General features: G+C 63.6%; 25 protein-coding genes. 14 read left to right on the top strand and 11 right to left on the bottom strand.

Annotated elements, in window-relative coordinates:
• Positions 1–24 precede the first annotated feature (24 nt).
• Positions 25–612, bottom strand: a complete 588-nt coding sequence (locus BMY03_RS21315; RefSeq protein WP_094012218.1) for a cytokinin riboside 5'-monophosphate phosphoribohydrolase — start codon at positions 610–612, stop codon at positions 25–27.
• Between the two features lie 347 nt (positions 613–959).
• Between BMY03_RS21315 and azu the strand changes: the two genes are divergently transcribed.
• The gene (gene azu, locus BMY03_RS21320; RefSeq protein ID WP_023629364.1) at positions 960–1,412 is read left to right on the top strand and encodes an azurin; all 453 of its coding nucleotides are present in this window, start codon (positions 960–962) and stop codon (positions 1,410–1,412) included.
• Positions 1,413–1,523: 111 nt separating this feature from the next.
• Here the strand turns inward: azu and nadE are convergent, their stop codons facing one another.
• Together nadE and pncB are read right to left on the bottom strand one after the other, a co-directional pair.
• The gene (gene nadE, locus BMY03_RS21325) at positions 1,524–2,351 is read right to left on the bottom strand and encodes an ammonia-dependent NAD(+) synthetase (RefSeq protein WP_031314652.1); all 828 of its coding nucleotides are present in this window, start codon (positions 2,349–2,351) and stop codon (positions 1,524–1,526) included.
• 3 nt (positions 2,352–2,354) lie between these two features.
• On the bottom strand, positions 2,355–3,560 hold the full coding sequence (gene pncB / locus BMY03_RS21330; protein WP_031314651.1) for a nicotinate phosphoribosyltransferase: 1,206 nt from the start codon (positions 3,558–3,560) through the stop codon (positions 2,355–2,357).
• Positions 3,561–4,000: 440 nt separating this feature from the next.
• On the opposite strand from pncB, the gene BMY03_RS21340 reads away from it, so the two are divergent.
• The 6 genes from BMY03_RS21340 (at position 4,001) to BMY03_RS21365 (ending at position 10,476) form a co-directional block, all read left to right on the top strand.
• A complete protein-coding gene (locus tag BMY03_RS21340) occupies positions 4,001–5,137 on the top strand; it encodes a branched-chain amino acid ABC transporter substrate-binding protein (RefSeq protein ID WP_094012219.1) in 1,137 nt (378 codons plus the stop codon).
• Between the two features lie 156 nt (positions 5,138–5,293).
• Entirely contained in the window at positions 5,294–6,208 is a 915-nt protein-coding gene (locus BMY03_RS21345; protein ID WP_019098910.1) for an ABC transporter permease subunit, read from the top strand.
• A gap of 3 nt (positions 6,209–6,211) precedes the next feature.
• Entirely contained in the window at positions 6,212–7,513 is a 1,302-nt protein-coding gene (livM, locus tag BMY03_RS21350) for a high-affinity branched-chain amino acid ABC transporter permease LivM (RefSeq protein WP_023629362.1), read from the top strand.
• Positions 7,510–8,385, top strand: a complete 876-nt coding sequence (locus BMY03_RS21355; protein ID WP_031314650.1) for an ABC transporter ATP-binding protein — start codon at positions 7,510–7,512, stop codon at positions 8,383–8,385. The genes livM and BMY03_RS21355 overlap by 4 nt, the downstream gene beginning before the upstream one ends.
• On the top strand, positions 8,382–9,098 hold the full coding sequence (locus tag BMY03_RS21360) for an ABC transporter ATP-binding protein (protein WP_023629375.1): 717 nt from the start codon (positions 8,382–8,384) through the stop codon (positions 9,096–9,098). The genes BMY03_RS21355 and BMY03_RS21360 overlap by 4 nt, the downstream gene beginning before the upstream one ends.
• Before the next feature lie 610 nt (positions 9,099–9,708).
• Complete coding sequence (locus BMY03_RS21365) at positions 9,709–10,476, top strand: SDR family oxidoreductase (protein ID WP_094012220.1); 768 nt, start codon at positions 9,709–9,711, stop codon at positions 10,474–10,476.
• Between the two features lie 52 nt (positions 10,477–10,528).
• On the opposite strand, the gene BMY03_RS21370 is transcribed toward BMY03_RS21365, so the two are convergent.
• The 3 genes from BMY03_RS21370 to BMY03_RS21380 form a co-directional block, all read right to left on the bottom strand.
• Complete coding sequence (locus tag BMY03_RS21370; protein ID WP_094012221.1) at positions 10,529–11,617, bottom strand: AGE family epimerase/isomerase; 1,089 nt, start codon at positions 11,615–11,617, stop codon at positions 10,529–10,531.
• A gap of 178 nt (positions 11,618–11,795) precedes the next feature.
• Positions 11,796–12,428, bottom strand: a complete 633-nt coding sequence (locus BMY03_RS21375) for a TetR family transcriptional regulator (protein WP_038706886.1) — start codon at positions 12,426–12,428, stop codon at positions 11,796–11,798.
• 122 nt (positions 12,429–12,550) lie between these two features.
• Positions 12,551–13,051, bottom strand: a complete 501-nt coding sequence (locus tag BMY03_RS21380; RefSeq protein ID WP_094012222.1) for a phage infection protein — start codon at positions 13,049–13,051, stop codon at positions 12,551–12,553.
• Positions 13,052–13,386: 335 nt separating this feature from the next.
• Here BMY03_RS21380 and BMY03_RS21385 point away from each other — a divergent pair, with 335 nt between their 5' ends.
• Positions 13,387–15,453: an AsmA family protein gene (locus BMY03_RS21385; protein WP_094012223.1), complete on the top strand. Its 2,067-nt coding sequence runs from the start codon at positions 13,387–13,389 to the stop codon at positions 15,451–15,453.
• A gap of 22 nt (positions 15,454–15,475) precedes the next feature.
• On the opposite strand, the gene BMY03_RS21390 is transcribed toward BMY03_RS21385, so the two are convergent.
• Positions 15,476–16,033, bottom strand: coding sequence for a ferritin-like domain-containing protein (locus BMY03_RS21390; protein ID WP_094012224.1), 558 nt, complete (start codon positions 16,031–16,033; stop codon positions 15,476–15,478).
• A 6-nt stretch (positions 16,034–16,039) separates the two neighbouring features.
• On the bottom strand, positions 16,040–16,381 hold the full coding sequence (gene osmE / locus BMY03_RS21395; RefSeq protein ID WP_094012225.1) for an osmotically-inducible lipoprotein OsmE: 342 nt from the start codon (positions 16,379–16,381) through the stop codon (positions 16,040–16,042).
• Between the two features lie 122 nt (positions 16,382–16,503).
• Here osmE and BMY03_RS21400 point away from each other — a divergent pair, with 122 nt between their 5' ends.
• Positions 16,504–17,394, top strand: a complete 891-nt coding sequence (locus BMY03_RS21400; RefSeq protein WP_094012226.1) for a lipase family alpha/beta hydrolase — start codon at positions 16,504–16,506, stop codon at positions 17,392–17,394.
• On the opposite strand, the gene BMY03_RS21405 is transcribed toward BMY03_RS21400, so the two are convergent.
• Positions 17,375–18,268 (bottom strand): DMT family transporter, encoded by an 894-nt coding sequence (locus BMY03_RS21405; protein WP_023632532.1) that lies wholly within the window; start codon positions 18,266–18,268, stop codon positions 17,375–17,377. The two genes, BMY03_RS21400 and BMY03_RS21405, sit on opposite strands and share 20 nt — an antisense overlap.
• Positions 18,269–18,405: 137 nt before the next feature.
• Here BMY03_RS21405 and BMY03_RS21410 point away from each other — a divergent pair, with 137 nt between their 5' ends.
• The 3 genes from BMY03_RS21410 (at position 18,406) to BMY03_RS21420 (ending at position 20,621) form a co-directional block, all read left to right on the top strand.
• A complete protein-coding gene (locus tag BMY03_RS21410) occupies positions 18,406–19,194 on the top strand; it encodes an AraC family transcriptional regulator (protein ID WP_094012227.1) in 789 nt (262 codons plus the stop codon).
• 64 nt (positions 19,195–19,258) lie between these two features.
• The gene (locus tag BMY03_RS21415; protein WP_023630090.1) at positions 19,259–19,543 is read left to right on the top strand and encodes a PsiF family protein; all 285 of its coding nucleotides are present in this window, start codon (positions 19,259–19,261) and stop codon (positions 19,541–19,543) included.
• A gap of 70 nt (positions 19,544–19,613) precedes the next feature.
• Positions 19,614–20,621 (top strand): AI-2E family transporter, encoded by a 1,008-nt coding sequence (locus tag BMY03_RS21420; protein ID WP_023630089.1) that lies wholly within the window; start codon positions 19,614–19,616, stop codon positions 20,619–20,621.
• A 34-nt stretch (positions 20,622–20,655) separates the two neighbouring features.
• Here the strand turns inward: BMY03_RS21420 and BMY03_RS21425 are convergent, their stop codons facing one another.
• Entirely contained in the window at positions 20,656–21,927 is a 1,272-nt protein-coding gene (locus BMY03_RS21425; RefSeq protein ID WP_094012228.1) for an Hsp70 family protein, read from the bottom strand.
• A gap of 163 nt (positions 21,928–22,090) precedes the next feature.
• On the opposite strand from BMY03_RS21425, the gene cbpA reads away from it, so the two are divergent.
• Positions 22,091–23,056, top strand: coding sequence for a curved DNA-binding protein (gene cbpA / locus BMY03_RS21430; RefSeq protein ID WP_094012229.1), 966 nt, complete (start codon positions 22,091–22,093; stop codon positions 23,054–23,056).
• Positions 23,057–23,058: 2 nt separating this feature from the next.
• Entirely contained in the window at positions 23,059–23,364 is a 306-nt protein-coding gene (locus BMY03_RS21435; protein ID WP_023630087.1) for a chaperone modulator CbpM, read from the top strand.
• A gap of 33 nt (positions 23,365–23,397) precedes the next feature.
• Here the strand turns inward: BMY03_RS21435 and BMY03_RS21440 are convergent, their stop codons facing one another.
• On the bottom strand, positions 23,398–23,910 hold the full coding sequence (locus BMY03_RS21440; RefSeq protein ID WP_094012230.1) for a GNAT family N-acetyltransferase: 513 nt from the start codon (positions 23,908–23,910) through the stop codon (positions 23,398–23,400).
• Positions 23,911–23,938 lie beyond the last annotated feature (28 nt).

The raw sequence follows: 23,938 nt of genomic DNA on the forward strand, positions 1-23,938 counted from the left end.
GGCTGCAAAGCAGCCCCTTCCTGGTCAATCAGGCTGTTTGTCGACCCACTTCGGCACCACGGGTGCAACGAAGCTGTCCATCCCGTCCAGCAACTCATCCGGCTGCTCCCCGAGCAACAGCATTGCCCGGTGCTGCGGCCGCACGAAGCCTTCCTCGACAATATGGTCGAGGAACCCGCCCAGCTTCGCGTAGAAACCATTCACATCCAGCAGCCCCAGCGGCTTGGCGTGATACCCCAGCTGCCCCCAGGTCCATACCTCGAACAGTTCCTCCAGCGTGCCCAGGCCACCTGGCAGGGCAATGAAGGCGTCGCTGAGTTCGGCCATGCGCGCCTTGCGCGCATGCATGCCGTCCACCACTTCAAGGCGGGTCAGGCCCTTGTGGCCGATTTCGGCGTTCATCAGGCTTTGCGGGATGATGCCGACGACTTCACCTCCCGCAGCCATGGCGGCATCGGCAACGGTGCCCATCAGGCCGACCGCGCCGCCGCCATAGACCAGCGTCAGGCCACGGCGGGCGATGGCCTGGCCGAGGGCGACGGCGGCTTCACGGTAGGCAGGGTTGGCACCGATGCTGGCGCCACAGAAGACACAAACGGAACGTACAGGCATTGCTTATCTCCCTTTACATGCGCGCACAGGGTAAGGCGCATGCCTGTCGGTTCCAAGGGGATCATTCGGGACGGGCGAACTCGCAGACCGCTGAACCGGCGGTACCGCAGGCGTAGGCTGCCAGCAGGCTGCGCATCATGTTGCTCAATGTCATGACATTTGCTCCTGATTGAGAGGTTGTCTCATCGTCCATTAAGAAGGCATGATGTGCACTTTGATTGGTTGTATACAATCCATTGAACAAATCTACTGGCTGGCGACTTGACACCCCTTGACCCATATCAGGTACGGGCGTCCTGTTTTCAGGCAGTCTCGCAATTGATAAAACCCTGCCAAGGAGATTCATGATGTTTGCGAAAGCTGTAGCGGTATCCCTGCTGACCCTCGCCAGCGCCTCCGTCTTCGCTGCTGACAAGTGCTCGGTGACTGTCGACTCGACTGACCAGATGTCCTTCAATACCAAGGAAATCACCGTCGACAAGAGCTGCAAGGAGTTCACCGTAAAACTGACCCACTCCGGCAGCCTGCCGAAGAACGTCATGGGGCATAACCTGGTGATCAGCAAGACCGCCGACATGCAAGGCATCGCCACCGAAGGCATGTCGCAAGGCCTGGACAAGGACTACATCAAGGCCGACAACGCCGCGATCATCGCCCACACCAAGATGATCGGCGCTCCTGAGAAAGAAACCGAAGTGAAGTTCGATGCCACCAAACTGGAAGCTGGCGGCGACTACAGCTTCTTCTGCACCTTCCCGGGCCACATCTCGATGATGAAGGGCAAGGTCGTCGTCAAGTAATCAAAACCTGACGCAATACCCTGTGGGAGCGGCCTTGCACCGCGATGGCGATGGTGAATCCACCACGTCATCGCAGGGCAAGGCCGCTCCCACAGTTGTTTCTAAGCCTGATCAAGGGGCGAACGGCAGCTCGCGCTTGTGCTGGGTCTTGCGGTAGGTAGCGACGATGATGTCGAACGCCTCCTGGCTCACCGGCTCACCGTGCAGGAAGGCGTCGATCTGCTGGTAGGTCACGCCGTGGGACGCTTCGTCCGGCTTGCCCGGTTCAAGGTCTTCCAGGTCTGCGGTCGGTACTTTCTCCACCAGCGATTCCGGCGCGCCAAAGCTGCGCGCAATGGCCCGCACCTGGTTTTTCACCAGCCCGCTCAGCGGTGCCAGGTCGCAGGCACCATCACCAAACTTGGTGAAGAAGCCCATTACCGCTTCGGCTGCATGGTCCGTGCCGATCACCAGGCCGGCACGGGCGCCGGCGACGGTGTATTGGGCGACCATGCGCGTGCGCGCCTTGACGTTGCCGACGACGAAGTCGACCAGGGTCGGCGAGCCGTTTTTCAGTTCCTCGACCTCTGCCGCCAAGGCCTTTACGGCTGGGGCGATGTCGATGGTGTGCACCTCGTCGGCCTTGATCACCTCCAGGCAGGCCTGGGCGTCGTGCTCGTCGTGCTGCACGTGGTATGGCAGGCGTACGGCGATGAAGGTATAGGCCTTGTCGCCGGTCTCGGCGCGCAGTTCGTTGATGGCGCGCTGGGCGAGGAGGGCGGCGGTCAGCGAGTCGACACCGCCACTGATGCCCAGTACCAGGGTCTTGAGCCGGGCATTGGCCAGGCAGTCCTTGATGAACGCCACGCGTCGGGCCACTTCCTGCTCGAGGGCGGCGGCATCGGCGAACGGCGGCTGCACCTTGAGCGCCTGGGCAATCTCTTGCTGAACGGCTTGCATGGGTTACTCCTTGCTGGGGACTTTGAATACATGGCGCATGTAGGCAACGAAGTTTTCGTCGCGGCACTGGGTCTTGGCGGCTTCGTCGGAGATCTTTGCCACCGGCGAGCCGTTGCAGTCGGTCATTTTAAGCACGATGCTCATGGGCGCCACGCCGGGAATGTCACAGGTCAGGTTGGTGCCGATGCCGAAGCTGACATTGATGCGCCCACGCAGGGCCCGGAAGATCTCCAGCGAGCGGGTCAGGTTCAGGCCATCGGAGAACACCAGGGTCTTGGTCATCGGGTCGATACCTAGCTTCTGGTAATGGGCGATGGCCTTTTCCGCCCAGGCCACCGGCTCGCCCGAGTCATGGCGCAGGCCATCGAACAGCTTGGCGAAGTACAGGTCGAAATCCTTCAGGAAGGCATCCATGGTGATGCAATCGGTCAAGGCGATGCCGAGCAGTCCGCGGTATTCGCGCACCCAGCAGTCCAGGGCGGCGATCTGGCTGTCGATCAGTCGTGGGCCGAGCTGCTGGTGGGCCATGATCCATTCATGGGCCATGGTGCCCAGGGGCTTGATATCCAGTTTCCATGCCAGGTCGACGTTGCTGGTGCCGACGAAGCGGCCCGGGAACTCATCGCGCAGCACCCGTACCACGTCTTCCTGCACGCGGCTGGAGAAGCGCCGGCGGGTGCCGAAGTCGGCTACCTGCAGTTCGGCCAGTTCGTCGTCGCTGGCGTGGGCGCGCAGCCAGTCGAACTTGCGATATAGCTGGTCGCGGGCTTCGGCCAGGCGCATGCGCGGATGCAGGTGGCGGTTGCGCACTTCGCTGATGATGGCCAGCAGCGGCACTTCGAACAGGATCACATGCAGCCATGGGCCTTTCAGGCGGAGAAACAGTTGGTCGTTCTCGATGCCGATGCGCACATAGCGCAGGTTGAAGCGGAACAGGCGCAGGAAACGCAGGAAGTCCGGCTTGAGGAAGCTGATGCGCTCGAGGAAGGCCAGTTGGCCGTCATCCAGGGTCAGCTCGCTGAGCAGCTCGAGCTGGTTGCGGATCTCGCCCAGGTAGGGGCGCAGGTCCTCGCCGTTGCGGCAGCGAAACTCCCATTCGACATCGGCGTCCGGGTAGTTGTGCAGGACGCCCTGCATCATCGTGAGCTTGTAGAAGTCGGTGTCGAGCAGGTTGTGCACGATGCGCTCGGCGAATGCGCTCTCGCTCATCAGGGGGAAGCTCCAAGGCGGGCAATAGCGACCATTGTGCCAGATCGCGGGGCAAGCCCGCTCCCACGCCGCCCACGATATTGGCCTCTGCAGGTAATTTTCCGTGTGCCAGCTAGCCTTCAAACAGTGCTCCCTGTAGCAGTCGCGCACCAGTGGTGTGCAGTTCGGTGACGTCCGCTGTTACAGCGCGGTTGCACGTTAACACTTGCGAGGGTTGCAATGATGGCAGGCGCTGGTTGCTCCTTGTCTAGGCGTGTTGGTGTCACTTGTCGTGCGGCAGACGGTTGCACGCTCAGTAAAGAAAAGGCCGCCGGTCGCCTCTGTCCACCCCTTGTCGTGTGTTTTCCCGGAAGACAAAACCACTGGCACGGCCCTTGCTCGGAGCACAGGGCTGAGAAGTTGTAGTGCCAACCAAAAAAATATTCTAGGAGCACCACCTCATGTCGCAGACGTTTTACAAGAAAGGTTTCCTGGCACTGGCTGTAGCCACCGCACTGGGTGTTTCTTCGTATGTTCAGGCCGACATCAAGATCGGCGTCGCGGGCCCGATGACCGGAGCCAACGCAGCGTTTGGCGAGCAGTACATGAAAGGTGCGCAGGCCGCGGCCGACGTGATCAACAAGGCTGGCGGCGTCAACGGCGAGCAGATCGTCCTGGTCAAGGGCGATGACGCTTGTGAACCGAAACAGGCCGTGGCCGTGGCCAACCGCCTGGTCGACCAGGACAAGGTGGCGGGCGTGGTCGGTCACTTCTGTTCCTCCAATACCATCCCCGCTTCCGAGGTTTACGACGAGGCCGGTGTGATCGCCATCACTCCCGGCTCCACCAACCCGCAGGTGACCGAGCGCGGCCTGTCCGCGATGTTCCGCATGTGCGGCCGTGACGACCAGCAGGGCATCGTCGCCGGCAACTACATTGTCGATGTGCTCAAGGGCAAGAAGGTGGTGGTGCTGCACGACAAGGACACCTATGGCCAGGGCCTGGCCGACGCGACCAAGGCGCAGCTTGAAAAGCGTGGCGTCAAACCCGTGCTGTACGAAGGCCTGACCCGTGGTGAGAAAGATTTCAGTGCCGTGGTCACCAAGATCCGTTCCGCGGGTGCCGACGTTGTCTACTTCGGCGGCCTGCACCCGGAGGCCGGCCCGCTGGTGCGCCAGCTGCGCGAGCAGGGGCTGAAAGACGTCAAGTTCATGTCCGATGACGGCATCGTCACCGACGAACTGGTCACCACCGCCGGTGGCGCGCAGTACGTCGAAGGCGTGTACATGACCTTCGGCGCCGACCCGCGCCTGCTGCCCGACAGCAAGGCGGTGGTCGAGGAGTTCCGCAAGAACGGCACCGAGCCTGAAGGCTACACCCTGTATGCCTACGCCTCGGTCCAGGCCCTGGCCGCCGCGTTCAACGGCGCCAAGTCGAACAAGGGCGAGGACGCCGCCAAGTGGCTCAAGGCCAACCCGGTCAAGACCGTCATGGGCGAGAAGAAGTGGGACCAGAAGGGCGACCTGACCGTCTCCGACTACGTGGTCTACCAGTGGGATGCCAAAGGCAAGTACCACCAGCTGGAAAAACAACAATAACAATGGCTGACGGCCCGGGCGCGCACTGCCCCGGGCCATAGCCCCGCGGTACCTGTCTTTGTCAGTAGATGTGCACAGTTCTGCGCTGCGAGGGCCGCTGCATCCGGGCCCTGCGTGGTCGGCGCTCGTGCAATCTCAATCAGGTGAGATTGCGTTATGGATGGTATTTTCCTGCAGCAACTGGTCAACGGCCTGACCCTCGGGTCGGTCTACGGCCTGATCGCCATCGGCTACACAATGGTCTATGGCATCATCGGCATGATCAACTTCGCGCACGGCGAGGTGTACATGATCTCCGCGTACCTCGCGGCGATCAGCCTGGCATTGCTGGCCTACTTCGGTATCGAGTCGTTTCCGCTGCTGATGCTGGGCACCCTGTTGTTCACCATCGTCGTCACTGGCGTCTATGGCTTCACCATCGAACGCATCGCCTACAAACCCCTGCGCAACTCCACCCGCCTGGCGCCCTTGATCAGCGCCATCGGCATTTCGCTGATCCTGCAGAACTACGCGCAGATCAGCCAGGGCGCCCGCCAGCAAGGCGTGCCGACCCTGCTCGAAGGCGCCATGCGCGTCGAAGTGGGCACCGGCTTCGTGCAGCTCACCTACACCAAGATCTTTATCCTGGTGGCCGCTTTCGTCGGCATGGGCCTGCTCACCTACGTGATCAAGTACACCAAGCTCGGGCGCATGTGCCGGGCCACGCAACAAGACCGCAAGATGGCCTCGATCCTGGGCATCAATACTGACCGGGTGATCTCCTACGTGTTCGTCATCGGCGCTGTGATGGCTGCGCTGGCGGGCGTGCTGATCACCATGAACTACGGCACCTTTGACTTCTACGCCGGCTTCATCATCGGCATCAAGGCCTTCACCGCCGCGGTGCTCGGCGGCATCGGCTCGCTGCCGGGAGCCATGCTTGGCGGGATCATCCTGGGGATTTCCGAATCGTTGTTCTCCGGCCTGATCAACTCCGACTACAAGGACGTGTTCAGCTTCTCGCTGCTGGTGATGATCCTCATCTTCCGTCCCCAAGGCCTGCTGGGTCGCCCGCTCGTGGCTAAGGTGTGAAACATGTCCGTTGCCAATACTGCCTCTACTTCGCAAACCAAGGGTTTCGACCTTAAACGCAGCCTGCTGGAGACCATCGTCGCCGGCTTGCTGGCCCTTATCGTCTTCGGCCCCGTCGTCGGCGTGGTGCTCGATGGCTACACGTTCAACGCCGAACCCGCCCGCGTCGCCTGGCTGGTCGGCGGCGTGATGATCGGGCGTTTCATCCTCAGCCTGTTCCTGCAGACGCCGACCGGCCAACGCATGCTCCAGGGCTTCGACAGCGGTGGCTCGGGCGTGCATGTGCTGGCGCCGAACTACAAGTCGCGCCTGCGCTACATCATCCCGGCGCTGATCGTCATCGCCATCGTGTTCCCGATCTTCGCCAACAAGTACCTGCTGACCGTGGTCATCCTCGGCCTGATCTACGTGCTGCTGGGGCTGGGCCTGAACATCGTGGTCGGCCTGGCCGGCCTGCTCGACCTGGGTTATGTGGCGTTCTACGCCATCGGTGCCTACGGCCTGGCGCTGGGCTATCAATACCTGGGCCTGGGCTTCTGGAGCGTGCTGCCACTGGCGGCCATTGCCGCGGCGCTGGCGGGGTGCATCCTCGGCTTCCCGGTGTTGCGCATGCATGGCGACTACCTGGCCATCGTCACCCTCGGCTTCGGCGAGATCATCCGCCTGGTGCTGAACAACTGGCTGTCGTTCACCGGCGGCCCCAACGGCATGCCGGCGCCGTCGCCGACGTTCCTGGGCCTGGAGTTCGGCCGGCGGGCCAAGGACGGCGGGGTGCCGATCCACGAGTTCTTCGGCTTCGAATACAACGCCAACCTCAAGTTCGTGTTCATCTACGCGGTGCTGTTCCTGGTGGTGCTGGCGGTGCTGTACATCAAGCACCGGCTGACCCGCATGCCGGTGGGCCGCGCCTGGGAAGCCTTGCGCGAGGACGAGATCGCCTGCCGCTCGATGGGCCTGAACCACGTACTGGTCAAGCTTTCCGCGTTCACCCTCGGCGCGTCCACCGCAGGCCTTGCCGGGGTGTTCTTCGCCACCTACCAGGGCTTCGTCAACCCATCGTCGTTCACCTTCTTCGAGTCCGCGCTGATCCTGGCCATCGTCGTGCTCGGCGGCATGGGCTCGACCGTGGGCGTGGTGATCGCGGCGTTCGTGCTGACCGTGGCGCCGGAGCTGCTGCGCAGCTTCTCCGAGTACCGGGTGCTGCTGTTCGGCGTGCTGATGGTGCTGATGATGATCTGGCGACCGCGGGGGCTGATCCGCATCAGCCGTACCGGCGTGGTCCCGCGTAAAGGAGTGGCGCCATGAGCGACGAAGTCATTCTGTCTGTAGATAACCTGATGATGCAGTTCGGTGGGATCAAGGCGCTCAGCGATGTCAGCCTGCAGGTCAAACGCAACCAGATCTTCGCCCTGATCGGCCCCAATGGCGCTGGCAAGACCACGGTGTTCAACTGCCTCACGGGCTTCTACAAGGCCACCGGCGGGCGGATCGAACTGAACGTGCGCGGCAGCCATACCAACGTCATCCAACTGCTCGGCGAGCGCTTCCGGGCGGCGGACTTCGTTTCGCCGGCACGCTTTGCCAACCGCCTGTACTACAAGATGTTCGGTGGCACCCACCTGGTCAACCGCGCCGGGCTGGCGCGCACCTTCCAGAACATCCGCCTGTTCAAGGAAATGTCGGTGGTTGAGAACCTGCTGGTGGCCCAGCACATGTGGGTCAACCGCAACCTCCTGGCCGGGGTGCTCAATACCCCGGGCTACCGCAAGGCCGAGAGCGATGCCCTCGACCATGCGTTCTACTGGCTGGAGGTGGTCGACCTGGTGGACTGCGCCAACCGCCTGGCCGGCGAGCTGTCCTACGGCCAGCAGCGTCGCCTGGAGATTGCCCGGGCGATGTGCACGCGGCCGAAGATCATCTGCCTGGACGAACCGGCTGCCGGCCTCAACCCCCAGGAAACCGAAGCGCTGAGCCGCATGATCCGTGTGCTGCGCGACGAGCATGACATCACCGTGGTGCTGATCGAGCACGACATGGGCATGGTCATGAGCATCTCCGACCACATCGTCGTGCTCGACCACGGCAACGTGATCGCCGAAGGATCACCGCAGGATATCCGCCACAACCCGACGGTGATTGCCGCCTACCTGGGTGCCGACGAAGAGGAACTGACATGAGCGCGCCCATTCTCGAGCTGAAGGACCTGGATGTGTTCTATGGGCCGATCCAGGCCCTGAAGAAGGTCTCGATGCACATCAACGAAGGCGAGACGGTCAGCCTGATCGGCGCCAACGGCGCGGGCAAGTCCACGCTGTTGATGTCGATCTTCGGCCAGCCGCGCGCGGCATCCGGGCAGATCGTCTATCGCGGTACCGACATCACCCGCAAGTCGTCGCACTACATCGCGTCCAATGGCATCGCCCAGTCCCCGGAGGGGCGTCGCGTGTTCCCCGACATGACCGTCGAGGAAAACCTGATGATGGGCACCATCCCGATCGGCGACAAGCATGCAGATCAGGACATGCAGCGCATGTACGAGCTGTTTCCGCGGCTCAAGGAACGGCGCAACCAGCGGGCCATGACCATGTCCGGGGGGGAGCAGCAGATGCTGGCGATTGCCCGGGCGCTGATGAGCCGGCCCAAGCTGCTGCTGCTCGATGAGCCGTCGCTGGGCCTGGCGCCGATCGTGGTCAAGCAGATCTTCTCGACCCTGCGCGAGCTGGCGCAGACCGGGATGACCATCTTCCTGGTCGAGCAGAATGCCAACCATGCGTTGAAGCTGTCGGACAGGGCCTATGTGATGGTCAACGGGCAGATCCGCATGACCGGGACGGGACAGGAGCTGTTGGTCAACGAGGAGGTGCGTAACGCCTACCTGGGCGGGCACTGAAGTAAATCGCGGGGCAAGTCGGTGCGGCAACCCGACTTGCCCCGCTATGCGTTTTATGCCTTTCAGCACATGTGGACAACTTGTCGCATATCTTTCTCGAAGCACTCCACAACTCCCACGCAAGCCATTGTTTCCACAGCTGGAAAACTTTCCACGGATTATGTGGAACCGCCTGTGGAAAACATGGTGGCACCTTGCTCAAGCCCTTGTGTAGCAACGCTTCCAAGGATCTGTTCGTTTTTTGATCAGGTGTTGCTTGTGCATGATTTATCGAGGGTTTTTAGCAGTAGCGCGGTTCATCCACAGTTGTTCGGATTCTGTGGATAAGTCTGTGAAAAAACTTTGGACAGACCGCCGCAGACGGCAGGCTGAAAGCGTTGCGCCATCACGGGCAGATGTCCACAGCAGGCAAAGGTTCCCTGGAGCCGACGAGTTGCCCCCAATCTGTGGGGAAAGCCTTGTGGATAAGATGCGCATAGCCTCACGAAAGCCCGCAATCACGGGGCTTTTCAGCGTCTGTACGTTTTTTGACCAGTCGCTGAAACGGTTGTCGACAACGCTTGCGCCGGGCATGCTGCAAGCCCCGCCGAGTACACCCAAGGATAAGAGCATGACATCAACAGTATTCATCACTGGCGCGACCTCCGGTTTCGGTGAAGCCACCGCCCGCCGTTTCGCCGATGCCGGCTGGAAGCTGGTGCTCACCGGTCGCCGCAAGGAGCGCCTGGATGCGCTGTGCCAAGAACTCTCGGCCAAGACCGAGGTGCATGGGCTGGTGGTCGATGTGCGTGATCGCCAGGCCATGGAGGCCGCCATCGCCAGCTTGCCGCCGAGCTTCGACAAGCTCCAGGGCCTGGTCAACAATGCCGGCCTGGCATTGGGTGTGGATGCGGCGCAGAACTGCAGCCTGGACGACTGGGAAACCATGGTCGACACCAACATCAAGGGCCTGATGTACACCACCCGCCTGTTGCTGCCGCGCCTGATCGCCCACGGGCGCGGCGCGTCGATCCTCAATGTCGGTTCGGTGGCGGGCAACTACCCGTATCCGGGCGCGAATGTGTATGGCGGCACCAAGGCCTTCGTCGGCCAGTTCTCGCTGAGCCTGCGCTGCGACCTGCGCGGCACTGGCGTGCGGGTCAGCAACATCGAGCCGGGACTGTGCGAAAGCGAGTTCTCGCTGGTGCGTTTCGGCGGCGACCAGGCAAAGTACGACGCTACCTACGCCGGTGCCGAGCCGATCCAGCCGCAGGACATCGCCGAGACCATCTTCTGGATCCTCAACCAGCCGGCGCATATCAACATCAATAGCCTTGAGCTGATGCCGGTTAGCCAGGACTGGGCAGGGTTCTCGATCGACCGGTCGGTTAAAGGTTGATTCGCTGATGATCGCGGGGCAAGTCGCATCGGCGCACCGCCCCGCGATAGCGTCAGGTCAGGCGCTGCAGACCTTCGAGGCAAGTCGCCAAATGATAGGGCGTGGTCGACGGCATGTCATGGCGGCTCACCGCCCCCTCGCCATCGCGGCACTCATGCCAGCCGCCTTCATGCAGGAAGCGTGACTCCAGCGCCGTGAGTTGCTCAAGCAGCCGCGCCTCGCTTCCCGGCCGCAGGGCCAGTGCCCGCAGGTACTCCGCCTGGGCCCAGATACGCTGTGTCGCGTCGATCACCTTGCCGTCCACATCCAGCGTCGCCAGCACCGCAGCATCCTTTACGCCGCACTGTTCGGCGAAGTCGAAGGCCCGCTCGATGGAGGCATGCAGCGCAGTACCGCGCAGCAACCCGGAAGTGTCGAGCAGGTAGAACCATTCGAACTGGTGGCCCGGCTCGAACCAGTTATCCACAGCCCCGCGCGGCTTCTCCAGCATCAGGCCATGGGCCGGTTCGACGAACTGCGCCTGCAGCGCTTCGCACAGCTGCAGCAGCGATTGGCGAACGTCGTCGTCCTCACGTACGGCCAGCACCTGCAGGAAGGCCTCGGCCAAGTGCATCTGCGGGTTCTGCAGCGGGCCGCTGCCCAGGTCTGACCAATCCTCACCCAGGCTGGCCTCGTACAGGCCATCGTCGCGGGCGAACTGCTCGTGGATCACCTCGAGGGCGCCATTGAGCGTGGCCTCCACCAGCCCTTCGTCGACCTTGCCCAGGTAATGGGCGCAAGCGAAGACGATGAAGGCGTGGGTGTAGAGGTCCTTGCGCCGGTCCAGCGGCCTGCCCTGGGCGTCGATGCTGTAGAACCAACCGCCGTGTTCGGCGTCATGGAAGTGCTTCTGCAACGAACGGAACAATGCCGCGGCGCGTTCGGCCGCGCCAGGTTGTTCGATGCGGCTGCTGAACAGGTACAGCTGGCGGGCGCAGGCCATGGCCCGGTAGCGTTGCACTGGCAGTGGCCGGTGCCGGGTGTCCAAAGCTTCGTACGGCAGGGCCATGTCGGCGTTCCAGCCCGGGCCTTGCCACAGCGGCACGATGCGCTCGGCGAAGTGCTGTTGGAAACGGGTCAGTGCGGGGCGGGGGTCGGACATGGTGGCGCTCGTGGACGGTCGGGCAGGGCGCCATGGTAGCAGAAGTGGCCATCGGTTCGTGGGAACGGGCAGCGTGGGAGCGGCGATGCGGCGACCCGACTTGCCCCGCTATGGCGCTATCGCGGGGCAAGTCGGGTCGCCGCATCGCCGCTCCCATGATCCTGTTTGGGCAAAAGCGTCAGGCTGGATTGCCCAGCCCCTGCCAATGCCGAGCGCCGACAAAAATGAAGCGCAGTTGCTGGGTGATCTTTTCCTGTGCCGTCAGTGCCTGTGCATGGCCCGGTTCGGGGCTGTCGATCAGCTCGGGCAGGGTGGCGAACACGGTCTTGACCACCAGGTCGGCCATCACCGCCAAAGCGGCGCCGTCCAGGTGCCGCCAGCGCGGCATGCGCGCAAGGTCGGTGGCCAGGTCGCTGCTGATGTCCTGGCGCAGGCGGGCGATGGCCTGGCGCACCGGTTGCGAGCCGCCGTACTGCTCGCGGGCCAGGAACAGGAACTGCGCGCGGTGGGCGGCGACCACGTCGAGGAAGATGCGCACCGAGGCATCGGTGATACCACCCAGTTCGAATTCGTTATGGCGCACCAGGCGGATGGTCTGGCGGAAGGTGGTGTCCACCTCGGCGACCAGGGCCAGGCCCAGGGCATCCATGTCAGGGAAGTGGCGGTAGAAGCCGGTGGGCACGATGCCGGCGGCCTTGGCCACCTCGCGCAGGCTGATGCTGCCGAAACCCCGGCCGCTCTCCATGAGCAGGCAGGCGGCATCCAGCAGGGCCTGGCGGGTTTGTAGCTTCTGTTCGGCGCGCGGCAGCATGGGGCAGGCTTCTATGACGGTACGGCTGGGCATTCTGGATAGAAAAACGAAGCCCGGTCAATGGACCGGGCTTGGAGGGGAGCAGCTACCGCACGGAGGGTTGTTGTTTTCGGCCATGGCGATCAGCTCACACGGCTGAGTTCGACCAGGCGATCCGAGCCACCCTCGGCTACACGGTTGTTGCGTTCGTTGAGGCGATCGGAGCCACCTTCGGCGACACGGTCGTTGCGTTCGATCAGGCGATCGGAGCCACCTTCGGCGACACGGTCATTGCGTTCGATCAGGCGATCAGAGCCACCCTCGGCGACACGGTCGTTGCGTTCGATCAGGCGATCCGAACCACCCTCGGCGACACGGTCATTGCGTTCGATCAGGCGATCAGAGCCACCTTCGGCAACACGGTTGTTACGTTCGAGCAGGCGTTCGGCACCGCCTTCGGCCACGCGGCCTGCACGTTCCTGCAGGCGCTCGGCGCCACCTTCTGCCAGGGGGTTCAGCGGTTGGCTGACGGTGATGGTGCTGGAGCGCGACTCGGCGCTCAGGTGCTGGTCTTCGGCTGGCAGGGCGAAGGCGTTGGCAGCAAGTACGGACAGGGTCAGGCTCAGCAGCAGATGGCGCTTCATGATTCGGTGCTCCTCTGGGGGGCTGGAAAGTGGGTACGGAGCCAATGCTACGCCCGGTAACTCCAGAGAAAAGTTCATCAGGATAATGGTAACAATCGACGGCATTGATACTGTGCGCGGAGCGCTCTGGCTCAATGTTTTCGGCGATGCGCCGAGCATTGAGGCAAGTCGACTCCCCGGTAACACTGCCACGCTCCGTAGACCAAAAGCTGAGAAAATCGTCAGGAAAATCTTGGTTATCATGCTGCGCGGATTAAACCCGGCGGGTTTTCATCAGTCCGACATAATGAGTGCCATCGTCGCGCCGCCTTCCAAGCAGTCAGGAGAATCACGCAATGACGCGCCCTGCCAGAATCATCGTCTGGACCTTCGCCACCCTGGCCACCCTGTTGGCAATCCTGGTGGTGGTGATCGCCACCTTCGACTGGAACCGCGTCAAGCCGCTGCTCAACGAGAAAGTCTCCGAAGCCCTGCACCGGCCTTTCGCGATCAACGGCAACCTCGCCGTGCACTGGCGCACCGAACCCGAGGAGGGTGGCTGGCGTGCCTTCGTGCCCTGGCCGCACTTCACCGCCGAAGACCTCACCCTGGGCAACCCCGAATGGCTCAAGGAGCCGCGCATGGTGGGCCTGGAGCGAGTGGATTTTCGCCTGGCGCCGCTGCCGCTGATCGTCCAGCGCATCAGCATCCCGCGCATCGACCTGGTCAAGCCCAGTGCCAGCCTCATCCGCCTGGCCGATGGCCGGGCCAACTGGGTGTTCGACTTCGGGCCCAAGGATGAGCACGAGGAGCCGTCGAAGTGGGTGCTGGACATCGGCGCGATCGGATTCGACCAGGGCAATGTCAGCTTCGACGACCAGACCCTGAAAACCAGCATGAAAGTGCAGGTTGATCCGCTGGGCAAGCCGATCCCGTTCAGCGATATCGTCGGCAAGGCCCGCGCCGAGAAAGCCGGCAATGCCCAGGACTATGCCTTCGGCTTCAAGGCCCAGGGGCGCTACAAGGGCCAGGCGGTTGCCGGCACCGGCAAGATCGGCGGCCTGCTGGCGCTGCAGGATGCCAGCCAGCCATTCCCGCTGCAGGCCGACGTGCGCATCGGCGATACCCACGTCGCCCTTGCCGGTACCCTGACCGACCCCCGCAACCTGGGCGCCCTCGACCTGCGCCTGAAGCTCTCCGGCAGCAGCCTGGGCAACCTCTACCCGCTGACCGGCGTGACCCTGCCAGACACGCCACCCTACGCCACCGACGGCCACCTGAGCGCCAACCTGCATGCCGCCGAGGGCGCGCATTTCCGCTATGAAGGCTTCAACGGCAAGATCGGCGACAGTGATATCCACGGCGGCCTGGCCTTCGTCGCCAGCCAGCCTCGGCCGAAACTGTCCGGCAACCTGGTCTCCAACCAACTGCTGTTCAAGGACCTGGCACCGCTGATCGGCGCCGATTCGAACGCCGAGCAGAAGGCCCGGGGCGGCGCCAGCAAGCAGCCGGCCAACAAGGTGTTGCCGGTAGAGGAGTTCCGCACCGAGCGCTGGCGGGCGATGGATGCCGATGTGACCTTCGCCGGCAAGCGCATCGTGCACAGCGAGAAACTGCCGTTCAATGACCTGTCTGCCCATGTGATTCTCGAGGACGGCCTGCTGCGCCTGGAACCGCTGCGCTTTGGCGTGGCCGGGGGCAACCTCGATTCCAACATCCGCCTGGACGGGCGCAGCACGCCGCTGCAGGGGCGTGCCCAGCTCACCGCCCGGGGCTTCAAGCTCAAGCAATTGTTCCCCAGCTTCGCGCCCATGCAGACCAGCTTCGGCGAGCTCAACGGCGACGCCGATATCAGTGGCAGGGGCAACTCGGTGGCGGCGCTGCTCGGTACTTCCAGCGGCGACCTGCGCCTGCTGATCAACGATGGCGCCATCAGCCGCAGCCTGATGGAGATCGCTGGGCTCAACGTGGGCAACTACGTGATCGGCAAGCTGTTTGGCGATGAGGAAGTGAAGATCAACTGTGCCGCAGCCGATGTCGGCATCAAGGAGGGCCTGGCGACCACCCGCCTGTTCGTCTTCGATACCGAGAACGCGATCATCTACATCGACGGCACGGCCAATTTCGCCAGCGAGCAACTGGACCTGAAGATCACCCCGGAATCGAAAGGGCTGCGGCTATTCTCGCTGCGGTCGCCATTGTACGTGCGCGGGCCGTTCGCCAAGCCCAGTGCCGGTGTGCAGGCAGTGCCGCTGGCGCTGCGTGGCGCGGGGATGGTGGCGTTGGGGGTGGTGGCGGGGCCTGCGGCGGGGCTGCTGGCGCTGATCGCGCCGAGCAGCGGGGATGTGCCCAACCAGTGCACGCCGTTGTTGCAGCAGATGCGCGCCGGCAAGGCGCCGGCGGCGGTGAAGGCCAAGAAGTAGGGGCGCTGCGCGCCCCCAATATTTACAACCCCTGCAACAGATCCGACATATCGTCGGCGTGCTCTTCTTCCTGGGCCAGGATGTCTTCGAAGATGCGCCGAGTGGTCGGGTCTTTATCACCGATGTACTGGATGATCTCGCGGTAGCTGTCGATGGCGATCCGTTCGGCCACCAGGTCCTCCAGCACCATCTCCTTCAATGAACTGCCCGCCACGTACTGGGCATGGGAATTCTTGGTCAGGTTGTCGGGGTTGAAGTCTGGCTCGCCGCCCAATTGCACGATGCGCTCGGCCAGCTTGTCGGCATGCTCGGCTTCCTGGGTGGCGTGCTCGAGGAACTCCGTGGCGGCGACGCTGGCCTTGATACCGCTGGCCATGAAGTAGTGACGCTTGTAGCGCAGCACGCAGACCAGCTCGGTGGCCAGCGACTCGTTGAGCAGGCGCAGGATCTTCTCGCGATCGGCGTGGTAACCCTCGGTCACCGCGCCTTGCTCGACATGCTGACGGGCACGTTCGCGCAGGGTTTTCACATCGGTCAGTTCAACGCTCATGTTCATCTCCGAAAGGATCAGGGTAGTCATGGGGTGTCATGCGCCGTGGACGGCGTCGCTGTCTTCCTGGCGTTGCTTGCAGGTCTTGAAGCCCTTGGCGTCGACATGGCCGGTGGCGTCGAAGCGCACGTAGTAGGGCTGTTGCTGGCCGTCACGGTTGAGGATGTAGTCGTTGCAGGTGCCACCGTGGGGCAGGTCGCTGACATTCGAAGGGCTGCCGCCGATGGCGATGACCTTCTGCATGGTCATGCCGTGCTCCACCTGCTTGACCAGCGGCTCGTTGCGGTAGGTGACGTAGTCCACCGGGTTTTCCGGGCGGCTGCCGCAGGCGGCGAGGGTGGCGCTTGCCAGAAGGATGGCCAGAGTCTGCTTGTACATGGTCCCGCTCCTTGCTCAGGGTCTGTTCTCCTTGGAACCGCGCAGCACGCCGGGAGTTCGATTGCGAATGACACAGGGCGCGCTGTAGTGTGGGCCGGTCGTCCATGGAAGAGGGCAGGGTGATGAGTCAGGAACTGGCCACGCGTTATCCATTGGTGCTGGTGCCGGGCATGCTCGGTTTCGTGCGGGTGCTGCTGTATCCCTACTGGTTCGGCATTGTCCCGGCGTTGCGCCGGGGCGGCGCGCAGGTGTATCCGGTGCAGGTGTCTCCGCTGCATTCCAGCGAGGTGCGCGGCGAGCAGCTGTTGATCATCATCGAGGACATCTGCCGGCGAACGGGGGCCGAGAAGGTCAACCTGATCGGCCACAGCCAGGGCGCGCTCAGTGCCCGCTATGCGGCGGCGAAGCGGCCAGGCCGGGTGGCCTCGGTGACCTCGGTGGCCGGCCCCAACCATGGCTCGGAACTGGCCGACCACCTTGAACGCACGGCGCCGGGCCACTCCGCCAAGGGGCGCCTCCTCAAGGCCGTGCTGCATGGTTTCGCCGTGCTGCTGGGCTGGCTGGAGACCGGCTGGCGCCGAGATCCGCTGCCGATCGACGTGCATGCCTCGCACCAGTCGCTGACCAGCGCCGGGGTGGCGCTGTTCAACCAGGCTTATCCACAGGGGCTGCCCGAGGTCTGGGGCGGCGAGGGGCCGGCCGAGGTGAACGGCGTGCGTTACTACTCCTGGTCAGGCACCTTGCAGCCGGGCCGCACCGACCAGGGGTTGAACCGCTTCGACGGCAGCAATCGCTTCTGCCGTCTGTTCGCCCGTAGCTTCGTGCGCGAGAAGGGTCACTGCGACGGCATGGTCGGGCGCTTCAGCTCGCACCTGGGCCAAGTGATCGGCGACGACTATCCGCTCGATCACCTGGACATCGTCAACCAGTCCCTCGGCGCCGTGGGCAAGGGCGCCGAGCCGGTGCGGCTGTTCACCGAACATGCTGCGCGGCTCAAGGCCGCGGGGTTGTGACCGTGCGCCGTACTGGCGTTGTCCAGCGCTCGGCCAGCAGCACGCCGACCAGTGTCAGCAAGCCGCCAACCAGGTGATAACTGGCCAGTTGCTCGTCCAGCACCACGGCGGCGATCACCGCCGTGACCACCGGCAGCAGGTTGAAGAACAGCGTGGTGCGGCTCGGGCCAAGGCGATGCACGGCCTGCATCCATACCCGCGGCGCGACCATCGAGGCCAGCAGGCCGGCATACAGCACCAGGCCGAAGTTGTGGCCGTTCAGCCCGGTCTTCGGTGACAGCACGAACAGCGGCAGCAGCACCAGGATAGCCACCAGCACCTGCAGGTAGAGCAACTGCAGCGGCGGCAGGCGCAGCTGCCATTTCTTCAGCAGGAAGCTGTACAGCGCATAGGCGAGGGTGGCCACCAGCATCATCAGGTCGCCACTGTTCAGGCCCTGATGTAGCAGCGTGCCAGGCTGCCCGGCCGAGACAACTTCGAGCACACCGAAGAACGACACGATCGCGCCCAGCAGCGCGCCGTAGCTCAGGCGCTGGCCCAGCCAGGCGATGGACAGGGCCAGTGACATCAGCGGCATCAGCGAGAGAATGATGCCCATGTTGGTGGCGCTGGTGATGCTGGCGGCGAAGTACGCCAGGCTCTGGTAGATGGCCATGCCCAGCACGCCCAGCACGAACACCTTGCCCAGGTGCGGGCGGATCGCCGCGCGGTTGCGCCAGACCTGGGGCAGCAGGAAGGGCGTGAACAGCAGGCCGGCCAGCAGCCAGCGGTAGAAGCCGATCTCTGCCGGGAAGATGGCCCCCGCGGACATCTTGGTGACCACGGTGTTGCCGGCCCAGATGAGGATGGCGATGAGGGGGAAGAGGTAGTTCATTGGGACTCTCAGGTAACGGGTGTCCCCTGCGGGAGCGGGCTCGCTCCTGCAGGGAGGGTATGACGGCGGGTATTATCGCTTGTCTGCTTGCATGCTTATACTTCCATCCAGACAACCTACCCCGCGAAGCAGACAGCATGACTCGCAAGTACCTCGACATTCCGCGCTTCGACCAGCTCCCGGCCCCGGTGTACTTTCGCTACGACGAATTCGGTGCCGACACCCACAGCGCCCCGCACCGTCACCCCTGGGGCCAGCTCAACTACGCGTCCCATGGCCTGATGCACCTGGACGTCGAAGGCCAGCGCTTCATCTCGCCGCCGCACTACGCCGTGTGGGTACCGCCGGATACCGAGCATGGCTGCTACAACCCCCAGGCCATCGTCTACCGCTCGGTCTACCTTGACCGCAGCCTGTGTGCCGGGCTGCCGGCGCAACCCTGCTGCCTGGTGATCAGCGACATCCTCAAGGCGATCCTTGGCGACTTCGCCCGCCGTGACCTGCGCGTCGCCCGGGACGAGCGTGACCAGCGCCTGGCACAGGTGCTGCTGGACCAGTTGCACCTGGCGCAGACCCAGACCTGCTACCTGCCCTTCGCCCGCAGCGACAGCCTGCGCCAGGTGCTTGAAGGATTGCATGACGAACCCGGCGACAACCGCCCGCTGGCTCACTGGGCCGGGCAGGTGCATGTCAGCGAGCGCACCCTGGCGCGGCAGTTCTTGCGTGAACTGGGAATGAGCTTCGGCGAATGGCGCCTGCGTCTGCGCTTTCTGCGCGCCATCGAGGCGCTCGAGGCAGGCACCGCGATCCAGTCCATCGCCTTCGACCTCGGCTACAGCAGCGCCTCGGCCTTCATAGCCATGTTCCAGCGCCAGGCCCGGTGCACCCCGGAACAGTACCGACGGCGAGCGCGGACAGAGATGTAAAAATTCTTGTCTACACTCAGCAGCGACGAGCGCGCATTCGGCGCGCAGGCAAGGAGACCACGCCATGAAGCTGCTGCACGTACCCCTGCTGGTGTTGGGCATGATGATCGCGGGGCAAGGATTTGCCGCCACCGCGCAACAGGAAAAGATGAAGACCTGCAACGCCGATGCCACTGCCAAGGCGCTCAAGGGCGACGAGCGCAAGGCATTCATGAGCACCTGCCTCAAGGCCAAGCCCGCCGCCACTCAGCAGGAAAAAATGAAAACCTGCAACGCCGACGCCACCACCAAAGCGCTCAAGGGCGATGAACGCAAGACCTTCATGAGCGACTGCCTGAAGAAGAAATGACCTGCGCCTATGCCTCTGCCGTGAAGGCTGGCAGACTGCGGAACTTTCCGCTGTCTGCCGTCGAGGCTGTATGACCTTCACCCCCCGCCAGATCACCCTTGCCAGCCTGCTCATCGTTGTCGCCGGCCTGCTGCTGGCGTTGCCGCTGAAACTGCTGCCCAGCTTGCTCGCCGGCCTGCTGGTATTCGAGCTGGTCAACATGCTGACGCCGCGCCTGCAACCGCTGATCGCTGGGCAGCGCGCACGCTGGCTCGCTGTGGCGCTGCTTGGCACCCTGGTAGTGAGCACATTGACCCTGCTGATCGCCGGTGCCTTCAGTTTCCTGTTGCATGAGGCCGAGAACCCCGGCGCCTCGCTGGACAAGTTCATGGGTTTGGTCGAGCGTGCGCGGGGCCAGTTGCCGCCGTTCATCGACGCCTACCTGCCGGCCAGTGCGGCCGAGTTCAAGGTGGCCATCGGCGATTGGCTCAAGAGTCACCTGAGCGAGTTGCAGCTCGTGGGCAAGGGCATGGCGCACATGTTCGTGACCCTGTTGATCGGCATGATCCTCGGCGCCATCGTCGCCCTGCAGCGCATCCCCGACATTTCCCGGCGCAAGCCCCTGGCCGCTGCCTTGTTCGAGCGCCTGAGCCTGCTGGTGCAGGCGTTTCGCAACATCGTCTTCGCGCAGATCAAGATCTCGCTGCTCAACACCTTCTTTACCGGCATCTTCCTCGCCGTGGTGTTGCCGCTGTTCGGCGTGCACCTGCCGCTGACCAAGACCCTGATCGTGCTGACCTTCCTGCTCGGGCTGCTGCCGGTAATCGGCAACCTGATGTCCAATACCCTGATCACCATCGTTGGTCTGTCGCTGTCGATCTGGGTGGCGATGGCGGCGCTGGGCTATCTGATCGTTATCCACAAGGTCGAGTATTTCCTCAACGCGCGGATCGTCGGCGGGCAGATCAGTGCCAAGGCCTGGGAGCTGTTGCTGGCGATGCTGGTGTTCGAGGCGGCGTTCGGCCTGCCGGGTGTGGTGGCGGGGCCGATCTACTACGCCTACTTGAAGAGCGAGTTGAAGCGGGCGGAGCTGGTCTGAGGATCACCAGGGCCGCAAAGCGGCCCCAAATCGATCAGAGCACGCCGTAACGCTTGCGCGCCTCGATCGCCAGGCCGCTGCCAATGCTGCCGAAGATATTGCCTTCCACATGCCGCGCATTGGGCAGCATCGCCGCCACGCTGTTGCGCAGCGCCGGAATGCCGCTGGAGCCGCCGGTGAAGAATACCGTGTCCACCTGGCTCTCGCTCACGCCGGCCTTGGCCAGCAATTCGCTCACACTGCCGCGCACGCGCTCGAGCAAACCGTCAATTGCATCTTCGAACAGTGCCCGGGTCAGCTCGGCCGACAGCTGCGGTTCGATCCGGCCAAAGTCGATGCTCCGGCTGTCGCGCTCGGTCAGCTCGATCTTGCTGGCTTCCACCTCCATCGCCAACCAGTGCCCGGCGCGCTGCTCGATCAGCTTGAACAGTCGGTCGATGCCGAGGGTGTCCTCGATGTCATAGCGCATGCTGCCCAGGGCCAGTTGCGACTTCTGCGCATACAGGGCGTTGATGGTGTGCCAGGTGGCCAGGTTGAGGTGGTAGCTGGTGGGCATCAGCGCGCCGCTCTTCATCCGGCTGCCGTAGCCGAACAGCGGCATCACGCCCTGCAGGCTCAGTTGCTTGTCGAAGTCGGTACCGCCGATGTGCACGCCGCCGGTGGCGAGGATGTCGTCATGGCGCTCGGCCACCAGGTGGCGCTCGGGCGACAGGCGGATCAGGGTAAAGTCCGAGGTACCACCGCCGATATCGACAATCAGTACCAGCTCTTCACGGCTGATGCCCGACTCGTAGTCGAAGGCCGCGGCGATCGGTTCGTACTGGAACGACACGTCCTTGAAGCCGATCTTGCGCGCAACTTCCGCCAGGGTATCCTCGGCTTCCTGGTCGGCGGCCGGGTCCTCGTCGACGAAGAATACCGGGCGGCCCAGCACCACCTGGTCGAATTCGCGGCCGGCATCGGCTTCGGCGCGCTTTTTCAGTTCGCCGATGAACATGCCCAGCAGGTCCTTGAACGGCAGGGCGCTGCCCAGCACGCTGGTGTCGTGCTTGATCAGCTTGGAGCCCAGCAGGCTCTTGAGCGAGCGCATCAGGCGGCCTTCGTAGCCCTCCAGGTACTCGTGCAGGGCCAGGCGGCCATACACCGGGCGACGTTCCTCGATGTTGAAGAAGACCACCGACGGCAGGGTGATCTTGCCGTCTTCCAGGGCGATCAGCGATTCGGCGCCAGGGCGGTGCCAGCCGACCGTGGAGTTGGAGGTGCCGAAGTCGATGCCGAGGGCGCGGGCCGGGGATACGTCAGACATGAAGGAGAGCTTCCGGAGGCAAAACGGCCGCGCAGTTTATGCCAGTCTGCGGCTAAATCAAGACCGGTCGTCTGCGATAGCGCAACCCCGGATGAACCTTGAAAGGCTATGCTTGACCCCAATCTTCAGTAGCAATACGTACATTCACATCGGTGATCCATAGATGGACTTCAAAGACTATTACAAGATACTCGGCGTCGAGGCGAGCGCGGACGAGAAGGCGATCAAGGCCGCTTACCGCAAGCTCGCGCGCAAGTATCACCCGGATGTCAGCAAGGAGCGTGACGCCGAGGACAAGTTCAAGGAGGCCAACGAGGCCTACGAAGTGCTTGGCGACAAGGACAAGCGCGCCGAGTACGACGAGATCCGCAAGTATGGCGGCCAGCATGGCCGGCCTTTCCAGGCACCGCCTGGCTGGCAGTCCCGTGGCGGCAATGGCGGCGGCGGTGGCTTCGAGGGCGGCGATTTTTCCGATTTCTTCAGCTCGATCTTCGGCGCCCGGGGTGGCAACCCCTTCGGTGGCGGCGGTGGCCGGCAACAACGTAGTACCGGCAGGCGAGGGCAGGACGTGGAACTGGAGCTGGCGGTGTTCCTCGAGGAAACCCTGAACAAGGAATCCAAGCAGATCAGCTTCCAGGTGCCGCAGACTAACGCTGCCGGCCAGCGCACCGGGTTCACCACCAAGACCCTGAACGTGAAGATCCCTGCCGGGGTGACCGACGGCGAGCGCATCCGCCTCAAGGGCCAGGGCGCGCCGGGCGTGGGCGGTGGCGCCAATGGCGACCTGTTCCTGACCATCCGCATGGCACCGCACCCGCTGTTCGATGTCGAAGGTCATGACCTGATCATCACCGTGCCGCTGGCACCGTGGGAGGCAGCGCTCGGCGCCAAGGTGGCCGTGCCGACCCTGACCGGCAAGATCAACCTGACCATCCGCCCCGACAGCCAGAGCGGCCAGCGCCTGCGGGTCAAGGGCATGGGCCTGCTGAACAAGCAGGGCGAGCGCGGCGACCTGTACGCCCAGCTCAAAGTCGTGATGCCCGCCCAATCCGATGACGCAACGCGTGCACTGTGGACCCAGCTCTCCGAGAAAGCCGCGTTCAATCCGAGGACTCAATGGAGTAAGTGATCATGAGCAGCACCCTGATCGTTCAACTGGACATGCGTACCCTTTGCCAGGAAGCCGACCTCACGGCCGATTGCGTGATCGAGATCGTCGAGCACGGCATTGTTGAACCTTCGGGGCGAACGCCGGAGGAATGGGTGTTCGACGACCGCGCGCCGGTCACCCTCAAGCGCGCGGTGAAGCTGCATGATCAGCTGGAGCTCGAATGGGAAGGGGTGGCCCTGGCGCTGGAATTGCTGGAGGAAGTGCAGCAGTTGCGCAGCGAGAACCACATGCTGCGCCAACGGTTGGGCCGGTTTACCCAGATGTGAACGTTGTGGGGCCGCACGGCGGCCCCTCGGGTTTCACGGCTGCGCCCCTGGACCGAGCATCAGTTGCATGAAGGTCAGGTCCAGCCACCGGCCGAACTTCACGCCCACCTGCGGCATCTGCCCGGTCACCACGAACCCCAGCCGCTCATGCAGGCGCACCGACGCGGCATTGCCGCTTTCGATGGCGGCGACCATCACATGCTTGCCACAGCCCCTGGCCCGCTCGACCAGTGCTGCCATCAGCACCGGCCCCAGACCTTTGCCGCGCTGGTCTCCACGGATGTACACCGAATGTTCGACCGTATGGCGAAAGCCCTCGAACGGCCGCCAGTCGCCGAATGAGGCGTAACCGAGCACGCCGCTGTCATCCACCGCCACCAGGATCGGATAACCCTGCTGCGCACGGGCCTCGAACCAGGCCAGGCGATTGGCCAGGTCCACCGGGGTTTCGTTCCAGATCGCCGTGGTGTTGGCCACGGCGTCATTGTAGATGTCGAGGATGCCCGGCACGTCGTCGATCAGGGCGTCGCGGATCTGGTAACTCATGACAGCGTCTCGCAAGGGAAGTGGTTGC

This window comes from Pseudomonas soli, assembly GCF_900110655.1.
Classification (GTDB): domain Bacteria; phylum Pseudomonadota; class Gammaproteobacteria; order Pseudomonadales; family Pseudomonadaceae; genus Aquipseudomonas; species Aquipseudomonas soli.